Origin of the sequence: Ruegeria sp. HKCCD7255, from assembly GCF_013031565.1 — a bacterium.
GTDB lineage: Bacteria > Pseudomonadota > Alphaproteobacteria > Rhodobacterales > Rhodobacteraceae > Ruegeria.
The window spans coordinates 241,327-252,524 of record NZ_WQAG01000004.1; the positions used below are offsets into that span (position 1 = coordinate 241,327).

An 11,198-nucleotide genomic window follows, 5' to 3' on the forward strand; every position below is an offset into this window, starting at 1 on the left:
CTCAAGCGAATTCGGCCTAGAGCTGGGCGCTTGGACGTGCCTTGATCTTATCGAGCCACGTCAACGCAGCCCCATGCCGCGCCTCCGGGCGCATCTTGATGACCCGCGCAAAGTCGACAAAGACAAATGTCGTGATATCGGCCAGCGTAAAGCGATCACCGGCCAGATACGGGCTATCCTGCAAACGCGTTTCCAGCAGATCAAAAAAAGCCGCAACGCGTGCGCGCCCGCGCTCGGCGATTTCGGGAACCTGCGCATAGTCGATGGGCCCGGGAATGGCACGGTTCTCGAAGGCCGGATGCGTGTTGCGCAAAACATCTGCGATCGGTGCGCCGCCTTGCTGCTCGGCGATCGCGTTCCACATCAATACCAAACCCTGCTCATCCGCGCTGCGCCCCATCAAGGGCGGCTCGGGGAAGCGAGCTTCAAGATAGGCTGCGATGCCAAGGTTTTCGGTGAGAACCGTCCCTTCATCCGTGACAAGTACCGGCAGAGTTGCGCGCGGGTTCACAGCGCGGAAATCCGCTTGCAGCTGCTCCCCCTTGGCGATCGAGACCTCATGGGTTTCGATTTGCAGCCCTTTCTCGGCGATAAACATGCGTGCTCGACGCGGATTGGGGGCGGTGGAACAGTCATAAAATAGCATCTGCGCGATCTCTTGTCCTTTGAATCGCTCAAAGGTTAGACCGCATCAGCGTGCTACGGCGAGCCCTTTTTACGATCAACGCTGATAGACAAAGCAACGTCCTTCGACCGCACCTTGCGGCAGAGGCAGCTCGGACATGCCATCGAAATACATCCGGTCGCTGGACACCATCATCCCACCAGGCGCAAGCAACGGCTCGATCAGGGGTGAGACAAATCGCGCGAACTTGTCGTTCTTTTCCCGGTTGTGCCCGCCCAGATCCGCATGGATCAAACTTGCCGACGCGCCGAAGCGCGCAACAGACGCTGGCAGCGTATTGCGCACGTCACCAAGGATCACCAGATCCTCGGGTGGTGTCGAATCAGGATGAGAAGCTACAGCACGCTCGAACACATAGATCGGCCGTCCTTGAATGTGGCGAACCATGTGATGATAGGTGCGCCCGTTCCCCAATCCCAGCTCAAAGACCGGGCCCGTCATGTGCGCAGTCTGAGCAATCGCAAAATCAAGACACGCGCGTTGCGACACCATACGGTCGATAAAAAGATCAAGGCGGCTTTGATGATCGGACACGAATAACCCTCTTGCTTGAGTAACCGACACCAATTTGGTGTCAGACTGCGCCTAGATGGCAAAAAATAAACAACTTGTGTAGGCAATCTGCCTTGATTTCACGAAACCGCGACAATTCTGCTAAAGAAGGTGTTTGACTAGTCTGCCCTAACCGCGCGAAACTGGTGAAAAAAGTCAGGGAGAACAATCAGCCGATGGGAAAACACGGCCAAACGGGTGGGACGCCCGCATGACGGCATTGCTGTCCGTAAAGAACCTGAGCATCGGGTTCGGCGCGGGCGCTGATGTTGTCCAAGATGTCAGTTTTGAAGTGGACCCCGGCCAAACGCTTGCTTTGGTTGGTGAATCCGGCTCGGGGAAGACCATCTCGTGCCGCGCGGCGTTGCGTATTCTGCCACGTACTGCCCAGATCCGGTCCGGGTCGATTACGCTGAATGACTCTTATGGGCAAGCGGATTTGACAAAGATCAGTGAACGCGAGATGCGCGATATTCGAGGCAATCGCGTTTCAATGATCTTTCAGGAGCCTATGCGCTCGCTTTCGCCCCTGCACAAGATCGGCAATCAGGTAAGCGAAGTGCTTTGGCTGCACGGAAAAATATCCGAAGCCGAAGCCCGCAAAAAGGTTCTGACTCAGTTTGAACGGGTTGGGTTTCCCGATCCCGAGCGGGCCTATGACTCGTACCCGTTTGAGCTGTCCGGCGGCATGCGACAGCGTGCTATGATCGCGATGGCGATGGTGGCCAAGCCTGATCTGTTGATTGCGGATGAACCGACAACGGCATTGGACGTCACGACGCAAGCTCAGGTTCTGGGCCTCATCAAGGAATTGCAGCGTGAGACCGGCATGGCCTTGATCCTTGTGACCCACGATCTGGGTGTCGTCGCCAACATGGCCGAAAAGGTCGTGGTGATGCACAAGGGCCGGATCATGGAATCCGGTCCCGCCGAGTTGATCCTGTCGGATCCCGCGCATCCCTACACAAAGCAGCTTTTCGATGCGGCACCGGAGATTCCGGAACACAATGAAGGCGCAACGCCAATGCCACACGAGGATCTTATCCTCGAAATGAAAGATGTCAGCAAAACCTATCAGATGCGTGCAACGAAGGGCTGGAAAGCAGACCGGTTGATACATGCCTGTCGTGGTGTGGATCTTAAGTTGGGGCGTGGGAAAACTCTGGCAATCGTCGGGGAAAGTGGCTCGGGCAAGACCACGGCTGCCCGGATCGCACTTGGGGCAGAGCTGCCCGATCCCGGTGGTCAAGTTCTTTTCCGAACAACCGCCGAAGCCGAGCCGATCACAGTTCACCAAATGACCAAAGCCGAGCGCACCGCATTTCAGCGCAAAGCGCAAATGGTATTTCAAGACCCCTACAGCTCGCTCAGCCCCCGTATGCGCATTCAGGACGCGCTGACAGAACCGCTGGAAATCCACAGACTGGGCTCAGCCGCCGAACACCGTGAAAAAGCGGCCGAGATGTTGCGCTGGGTCGGTATGAACCCCGATATGTTGAAACGCTATCCACATGCGTTTTCCGGAGGGCAAAGACAGCGTTTGTCGATCGCCCGCGCGCTGATGCTGGACCCGACCCTGATCGTTTGTGATGAACCCACATCGGCGCTGGACGTCTCGGTGCAGGAACAGATCCTGACGCTGCTAGAGAAACTACAGACCGAGTTGAACCTGTCCTACCTGTTCATTTCTCACGATCTTGCGGTTGTCGCCCGGATCGCAGACGAAGTGGCGGTCATGCGGCGGGGGATGGTTGTCGAACAGGCGCCTCCCGAAACTCTTTTCTACAACCCCCGTCATCCGTACACCAAGGCATTGATCGCTGCCCAGCCAGAACCCGATATCAACCGCCCAATCAACCTGGAAATGGTTGCATTGGGGGCGGGTTCGCCGGACAGTTGGGAAGAAGCCTTCCGTTTCACGGACTCCGTGGTACCTTCATTGGTAGAATTGGAGCCCGGTCATAAGGTACGCTGCCATGTTTAAGACCACTCGCACATCACTTTTGGGCCTGACCCTGGCCCTGGTCGGAGTATTGCCTGGCTGGGCCGCGACCCCGCCTGACCTGCAGGAAAGCCAGTTCTGGCAAAGCGAAGTCGCCGCTGGCAATCTACCGCCCGTGGCCGAACGTATCCCAGCAGAGCCGCTGATCGTAGACTTGGCGGCAAAAGGGCGCGAGATTGGCAAACCGGGTGGAACGCTGCGCACGATGGTGACGCGCAACAAGGACGTCCGGCAGATGGTCGTTTATGGCTATGCGCGGCTTGTAGGTTTTGACCAGAACTATGAACTGGCGCCAGATATTCTTGAGTCGTTTGAGAACGAGAACAATCGTAAGTTCACTCTGAACCTGCGCGAAGGCCACAAATGGTCGGACGGGTCGCCGTTTACCTCTGAAGATTTCCGCTATTGGTGGGAAGATGTCGCCAATCACGAGGCACTCAGCCCCTCGGGCCCGCCAGACTTTCTGCTGGTTGAGGGCAAACCGCCCACTGTCACCTTCCCCGATGAAACAACCGTTGTGTTCGAGTGGGACGATCCAAACCCGAACTTCCTGCAATCTCTGGCGCAGGCCCGGCCACCTTTCATCTACCGGCCATCGGCGTTTCTGAAGAAGTACCACGAAAACTATGCCAATACCGAGGATCTGGAGTTCGAGGTCGAAGACGCGCGTGTGACCAGTTGGGCCGCTCTGCACAACAAGCTGGATAACCTCTATAAGTTCGACAATCACGAATTGCCAACGTTGCAGCCTTGGCTGAATGCCAGCTCGGGCAAGAAGATCCGGCATAATTTCGTACGCAATCCCTTCTACCACCGAGTCGATACCAACGGTGTCCAACTGCCCTATATCGACGTGGTCGAGATGGAGATTGTGGCCCCCGGTCTGGTGGCCGCCAAGACCAACGCTGGTGAAAGCGATCTTCAGGGCCGTGGCTTGTCATTCCGGGATGCCTCGATCCTGAAAAAAGGCGAAGCACAGGGGGATTATAAGACGCTGCTCTGGAAAACCGGTGTGGCGTCTCAGGTCGCGATCTATCCGAACCTGAACTATGAAGATGAGGTCTGGCGCGACGTGCTGCGTGACGTGCGTGTGCGCCGCGCCCTGTCGCTTGCAATCGATCGCAAGACGATCAATCAGGCGCTGTATTTCAAGCTGGCAAAACCGGGTGCGATGTCTGTTTTGCCTGCTTCGCCCTTCTATGACGAAGCCAATGCGCAGGCCTGGGCACAGTACGATATGGATCAGGCCAATGCCCTTCTGGACGAGGCGGGGCTGACCGAGCGTGATGGCAGCGGCATTCGGCTGCTGCCAGATGGCCGCCCGATGGAATTGATCGTCGAAACCGCCGGTGAACGGCAAGAGGTTGAAAACGCTTTGCAGATCGTCACCGACAATTGGCGCGACATTGGCGTCAAGTTGGTCATGCGCCCGCTGGATCGGGACATCCTGCGCAATCGAGTCTTTGCGGGCACCACAATGGCCTCTGTCTGGTTCGGCTGGGATGACGGCATCCCGCAAATGCACACATCACCGGCCTATCTGGCGCCGACCGACCAGGTGTTTCTCGCCTGGCCAAAATGGGGGCAGTTCTATCAAACCGGCGGCAGCGCAGGCGAAGCACCCGACATGCCCGAGGCAGAACGTCTGATGGCGCTTGCGCATGATTGGGAAGTCGCGACCTCGGATGAAGAGCGTAAGGCCGTCTGGACCGAGATGTTGAAAATTCATGCCGACCAGCTTTATGGCATCGGCATTCTGAACGGCGCACCGCAGCCGATTGTGGTTTCGAACCGCCTGCGCAATGTACCCGAACAAGCCATGTGGGCCTGGGAGCCCGGCGCGCATTTCGGCATCCACCGGCCGGACGAATTCTTCTTCGCCGACTGAGCAGGAGCCACAATATGGTCATGCTGCGCTATGCGGTGTATCGCTTTTTCACGATGCTGCTGACACTGCTGGTGGTGTCGGTGCTGATCTTCATCATCATCAACCTGCCGCCCGGCGATTACCTCAGCAACCAGATCACCGAGCTTCAGGCCTCGGGCCAGTCCGCAGGTGTGGCGAAAGCTGAATTTCTGCGTCAGGAATATGCGCTGGACCGTCCCTTGTGGGAACAATACCTGATCTGGATGGGGTTCTGGTCCGGGCCAAACGGGTTTGACGGGCTGATCCAGGGCAATTACGGATGGTCCTTCGAATTTGACCGCCCGGTGGCCGAGATCGTGGGTGACTCGCTGTGGCTGACCGCGGTGGTCAATCTGGCTGCGATCCTGTTTGTTTACGCGGTGGCCCTTCCCTTAGGGGTGCTGGCAGCCGCCAAGTCGCGCACATGGATCGACTACACCTCGGCCTTTGTCGGTTATCTGGGCCTGGCCACGCCGAACTTCTTGCTGGCGTTGATCCTGTTTTACTATGGCCATCAATATTTCAACCTGCCAATCGGTGGCCTCATGGACCCGATCTACGAAGGCCAGCCGATGAGCTGGGACAAGATGAAATCCATCCTACTGCACCTGATCGTGCCCACCTTTGTGATCGGCACCTCGGGCGCGTCGGCGATGATGCAACGCCTTCGGGCCAACATGCTGGACGAGCTGGGTAAACCTTACGTGGAAACCGCTGTGGCCAAAGGCATGGCGCCGTCGCGCATGTTGACGAAATACCCCCTGCGCATCGCCTTTAACCCTTTTGTGGCCGACATCGGCAACCTGTTGCCATCGATGGTCTCCGGCTCGGTTCTGGTCTCGGTTGTGCTGGGGCTTCAAACCATCGGCCCGACACTGCTGACCGCGCTCAAGACGCAAGATCAGTTCCTGTCGGCTTTCATTCTGATGTTTGTCGCGCTGCTGACCCTGATCGGCACCATGATTTCTGACATTCTGCTGGTCATGCTTGACCCGCGCATTCGCTATGAGGGGCGTGAAGCATGACCAAACGCCCCGACGGTCGCTATGTCGACGATGCGCCTTTTGATCCCGATGCCGCGCTGCAACAGGTCGAGCGCGCAGACCTGGACGCGCCCAATTGGGTGCTGGTCTGGCGCAAGTTCAAAACCCACAAACTGGGTTTGATTTCGGGTGTTTTCCTGCTGCTGTGCTATCTGATGCTGCCCTTTGCCGGCTTCATCGCACCCTATGGACCAAACGAACGCAATGGCGAGCATCTTTATGCACCGCCGCAATCGATCCACTGGTTCCATGACGGAGAATTCATCGGCCCGCATGTCTATCCGATTGTGGCCGAAGCAGATCTTGAGACCTTTCAATGGACCTTCACGCCCGATCTTGAGGACCCGCGTAAGATCAAGTTTTTCTGTGAAGGCACCGAATACAAGCTGGCAGGTTTGATCACCTCAGACACACATCTGTTCTGCCCGCCCGAAGGCGCGACACTGTTCCTGTGGGGCTCTGACAGGCTGGGACGCGACGTGTTCAGCCGTATCCTCTACGGGGCACAGCTTTCATTGACAGTGGGCTTGATCGGCATTTCGGTCTCGTTCTTCCTCGGCATCCTCTTCGGCTCGATTGCCGGGTATTTTGGGGGCAGGATTGACTGGGTGATCAACCGAGTGATCGAAATCCTGCGGTCCTTGCCCGAACTGCCCCTCTGGCTGGCCCTGTCTGCTGCTGTCCCTTCAAATTGGAGCCCAGTGGCGGTGTTCTTCATCATCTCGATCATTCTGGGCATCCTCGATTGGCCCGGTCTGGCGCGATCCGTCCGCGCCAAATTCCTGTCTTTGCGCGAAGAAGAATACGTACGCGCCGCTGAGATGATGGGGGCCAGTTCCGGCCGTGTGATCCGCAAGCACTTGTTGCCAAACTTCATGTCGCACCTCATTGCCTCGGCCACGCTATCGATCCCTGCCATGATCCTCGGCGAGACCGCGCTCAGCTTCCTTGGGCTGGGACTGCGCGCACCGGCGGTCAGTTGGGGCGTGATGCTGAACGACGCCCAGAACCTCGCCTCGATCGAAATCTATCCCTGGACGGCGATCCCGATGCTTCCGATCATTGTGATTGTTCTGGCCTTCAACTTTCTGGGCGACGGGCTGCGCGACAGTCTGGACCCCTATCAGCAATGACACTGCTGTCCTCCCTACCCGCGCCTGACACCTATACTGTCACCGGTGAGGGATATTTGCCCAGCGCCTTTGCGGTGTCGGAACTGGCCACCGCCAGCTTTGCAGCCGTAGGGCAAGAGCTTGCCCGGTTGACCACAGCGCTAAATCTTACGGCGCAGTCGCCAGAGATCACAGTGGACCACCGGCTTGCCTCTTTGTGGTTTGGTTTTTCGTTCAAGCCCGAGGGATGGGAAATGCCCAGCCTGTGGGATGCGATTGCCGGGGATTACAGAACCGCCGATGGTTGGATTCGGCTGCATACCAATCTGGATCACCACCGCGCTGCCGCGTTGAAAGTCCTTGAGGTCGCGCCGGAACGTGATCGTGTGGCCGAGGCGCTCAAAACCTGGAACGCCAGCGCGTTGGAGGCTGCCATCGTTGCTCAGGGTGGAGCGGCTGCCGCTATGCGCAGCCGGTCAGACTGGCAAGACCATCCGCAGGGCCGAGCCGTGGCGCGCGAACCGCTGATCGGATGGAACAGCCCACGCAAGGTCCATCTGCGCGACCGCCCTCAGGCCACACAGTCGCGTCCGCTTGCCGGGTTGCGCGTGTTGGACATGACGCGCATTCTGGCCGGTCCGGTCTCGACCCGTACGCTTGCGGGGTTCGGAGCCGACGTTCTACGGATAGACCCCCCGGGTTGGGACGAGCCCGGAGTGATCCCGGACATTTCGCTGGGCAAAACCTGCGCCTATCTGGATCTCAAAACCGAAGCAGGTTTGCAAAAGCTGCACGATTTGCTGCGCGAGGCGGATGTGTTTGTGCATGGGTATCGCCCCGGCGCGCTGGACGCTCTGGGCCTAACCAAGGCCAAACGTGATGAGTTGGCGCCCGACCGGATCGAAGTCACGCTGGATGCTTATGGGTGGCAAGGGCCCTGGGCCGGGCGTCGCGGCTTTGACAGCCTTGTGCAGATGAGCGCCGGTATCGCCGATGCCGGGCGCGTTTGGGCCAATGCCGACAAACCCACTCCCCTGCCGGTTCAGGCGCTGGACCATGCCACAGGCTATCTCTTGGCCGCCGCTGTGCTATCAGCACTGTCTGCGGCGACCTCGGATCAGTCGGTTATGGACGCCCAGCTGTCGCTGGCGCGCACGGCAGAATTGTTGGCCACCTTGTCCAAAGGGGTGGAAGGTCCGAAAATTTCGGCCACTGCGTCAGACTACGCGCCTGAAACCGAGGCCTCGGGCTGGGGTCCCGGACACAGGCTGGCTTCGGCCCTGACAGTTGGCACCGCAAAGATGGTCTGGGACCTGCCAGCGCCAAAGCTCGGCACCGCGCCCGCCAACTGGCCCATGTTGGCCGCGTAACCCGCCCGCCGCGAGGTACGCGCGGCCCGGCCCAACGCTTTGGACGGCATCTCATCAGAGATGCAGGTCAAAGGGGCGGGAGCACCCGTTACCGGTCATCCCCGCCGGGGCCGATATCGTCCAGATAATCTTCATCAATGGCCGCCTGCACAGCGCCCGTCACAGCCTCGCGCTGTTTTGGGGTCAGATCCTCTGCCTCTTTGTCATCCGCCAACCGCACGGTGACCTCACGGTGGGCAAAGCGAATGCCTTCACGGGCAAATAACTCGCGGATTTCCTGATAGACCTTCTTGCGCACCAGCCACTGATCCCCCGGTTTGGTCATGAACTTCACCCGAATAATCATCGCCGAATCCTGCATCTCGATCACGCCCTGTGATTTCAGCGGTTGGATAAAGTTTTCGCCGATCACCGGATCGCTCAACAACTCCTGCCCCAGCTTCTTGATCAGCTTACGCACTTTCTCGACATCGGTGTCATACGTCACCCGCAAGGGCAGCTTCATGATCACCCAGTCGCGGGAATAGTTGGTCAGCACCTTGATCTCACCAAAGGGAATGGTGTTCAGCGCACCCAGATGGTGGCGCAGTTGGAACGAACGGACCGAGATTTTTTCGACCGTCCCTTTCACATCCCCGATGTCGATATATTCCCCTTTGCGGAACGCATCATCCATCAGGAAAAACGCACCCGAAAAGATATCGCGCACCAGTGTTTGCGAGCCAAAGCCAACCGCCAGACCCACGACACCGGCACCCGCAAAAAGCGGGCTGACATTGATGCCCAGCTCCATCAGAGCAATCAGCGCAATGGTGACGACTACCACCGCCAGGATCGCGCCCCGAAACAGCGGCAGCAACGTTGCCAGACGGCTCTGTCCACCTTCGCCACCCTCATCGCCCAATTCGGTCTCGGCGGCATTATCCTCGGCCTCTTCGGCGATCTTGCTGTCGATCCAGATCCGGAAGAAATGAAAGAGGATATAACCGATGAACAGGATCACCATCACATCCAGCGCCCGCTCAATCGGCAGATCCTCGCTCCAACTTGCCTGCGGGTACCAGATGACCACCAGTGCGTAGAGACCAACGACAAAGGCCAAAATGCCTGCGACGCGACGCGCCAGGTCTTCGTAGGTCACAATCGCATGGCGTCGCATTTCCGCCTGAGGCGTTGCTTGTTCGTTGTCCTCAGGGTCAGCCTGAACCTGAAAGTCGGACGCGCTCAGTTCGGCCATTTTTCTATTGCGGTCGAAATAGCGCTCCAACAGGTAGTTCATTGCTCCATAGGCCACGACAACCGACATGAAGATGGCATAGCTGCTGGCCACAATCGGCAGCGAGTCTTCGACTTCCAGCACCAAATCAACAGCCAGTTTGAACCAGCTGAAGATCATGTAAAGCATCAATACAGGTGCCCAGGCATATGAGATAAAACGTAAAATCCAAGATACTTGAGCCGCCGCGCGGCCACCGCGGATCGCGTTCGAAATGGCTCTGGCGTTGAACAAGATCATCAGCACGTTACCGACCATTCCGATCAAGGTCAGTCCGCCGTAAACCAGTGCATAGATGTTGTAGTTCAACCCGAAATCCGCGACCCAAGTCGAGAACATCACTGCCGAGATATCATAGGTCGCCAGGGCGGATGCCCAAATATACAATCGCTTTGCGTCGCGGTCAGAGAATGGGGGCAAACGGTACTGGCTAAGATAAGGCGAAAGAACCATGCGCCACAGGTCAGAGACCGTTCGTGATAAAAAGAAAGCCGTGAATATGGCGGTCACTGTGAACTGGATCGAAATGTCTTCTGCTTCACCAAAAAACAAAAAGCCTACGATCAATGCCATCACCATGGCAAAGATTGTACCGCCAACACCCATCACGAACCGGAACACCAGGAAGGGCATCTTCTCACGATAACCTTGCGGGTTTTCTTTTATTTTTCCGACAACCCACCGGCGTGCGATCCGCTTCCCGTAGATTTCAATAGACAGCCAGCGCCCGACCAAGAGGAACAGAATGTTCCAGCCCAGAACCTCGACATAGGTTAGAATGCGGCCATCCGGGCTGGTCTGTCGCAAAACGTATTCGACCTCAAATTTCGAATAGGGCAACGCCTCCAATCGAGAGTTGAGCGAATCCCGGAATGTCGAAAAGCGCTTCTGCGCCCGCATCAGCTGAGACCCCTCCTCTATCGGATTGGTCTCGGTCTCGCTGGCTGCAGCGGTCGCTGTGCCTGACGTGCTGACGATCTGTCCCGCGCTGTCGATGACGATGACGCTGGCCCCTGCCTCGGTTGCGGATCGGATTGCGCCTTCAAGATCGCTTTCAGGTTCCTCAGTTTCGGACACGCCCGTCGAATAGCCCGGTATCAGCGGAACCTGAGCATTTGCACCGGACAAAGCCGCAAAACAGGCCAGCCAAAGGGTCAAGAAAAGCCCTGAAAAAACGTCTTTGATCATTGTCCAATATCACCCAGTTCGCAGATAGCGGCAAGACTACATAAGCCACGGCATCTGTTCAAAT

At 57.6% G+C, this 11,198-nt stretch carries 8 protein-coding genes; 5 read left to right on the forward strand and 3 right to left on the reverse strand.

All coding sequences use genetic code 11. The features are described 5' to 3' along the window. Positions 1-16 precede the first annotated feature (16 nt). Positions 17-646, reverse strand: coding sequence for a glutathione S-transferase family protein (locus GOX45_RS10470; RefSeq protein ID WP_171100604.1), 630 nt, complete (start codon positions 644-646; stop codon positions 17-19). A 75-nt stretch (positions 647-721) separates the two neighbouring features. Further along, positions 722-1,219, reverse strand: coding sequence for a class I SAM-dependent methyltransferase (locus GOX45_RS10475; RefSeq protein ID WP_171100606.1), 498 nt, complete (start codon positions 1,217-1,219; stop codon positions 722-724). A gap of 229 nt (positions 1,220-1,448) precedes the next feature. On the opposite strand from GOX45_RS10475, the gene GOX45_RS10480 reads away from it, so the two are divergent. From GOX45_RS10480 to GOX45_RS10500, 5 genes are read left to right on the forward strand one after another with little or no spacing between them, the layout of a single operon-like run. Beyond that, positions 1,449-3,221 (forward strand): ABC transporter ATP-binding protein, encoded by a 1,773-nt coding sequence (locus GOX45_RS10480; protein ID WP_171100608.1) that lies wholly within the window; start codon positions 1,449-1,451, stop codon positions 3,219-3,221. Next, positions 3,214-5,127 carry an ABC transporter substrate-binding protein gene (locus GOX45_RS10485; RefSeq protein ID WP_171100610.1) on the forward strand — a complete coding sequence of 638 codons (1,914 nt, stop codon included), beginning with the start codon at positions 3,214-3,216 and terminating at the stop codon, positions 5,125-5,127. Before GOX45_RS10480 ends, GOX45_RS10485 begins: the two co-directional genes overlap by 8 nt. A 14-nt stretch (positions 5,128-5,141) precedes the next feature. After that, positions 5,142-6,170, forward strand: coding sequence for an ABC transporter permease (locus GOX45_RS10490; RefSeq protein WP_171100612.1), 1,029 nt, complete (start codon positions 5,142-5,144; stop codon positions 6,168-6,170). Next, a complete protein-coding gene (locus tag GOX45_RS10495) occupies positions 6,167-7,321 on the forward strand; it encodes an ABC transporter permease (RefSeq protein WP_171100614.1) in 1,155 nt (384 codons plus the stop codon). The genes GOX45_RS10490 and GOX45_RS10495 overlap by 4 nt, the downstream gene beginning before the upstream one ends. Next, complete coding sequence (locus tag GOX45_RS10500; protein WP_171100616.1) at positions 7,318-8,670, forward strand: CoA transferase; 1,353 nt, start codon at positions 7,318-7,320, stop codon at positions 8,668-8,670. Before GOX45_RS10495 ends, GOX45_RS10500 begins: the two co-directional genes overlap by 4 nt. A gap of 88 nt (positions 8,671-8,758) precedes the next feature. Here the strand turns inward: GOX45_RS10500 and GOX45_RS10505 are convergent, their stop codons facing one another. Next, positions 8,759-11,134 (reverse strand): mechanosensitive ion channel family protein, encoded by a 2,376-nt coding sequence (locus GOX45_RS10505; protein WP_171100618.1) that lies wholly within the window; start codon positions 11,132-11,134, stop codon positions 8,759-8,761. Positions 11,135-11,198 lie beyond the last annotated feature (64 nt).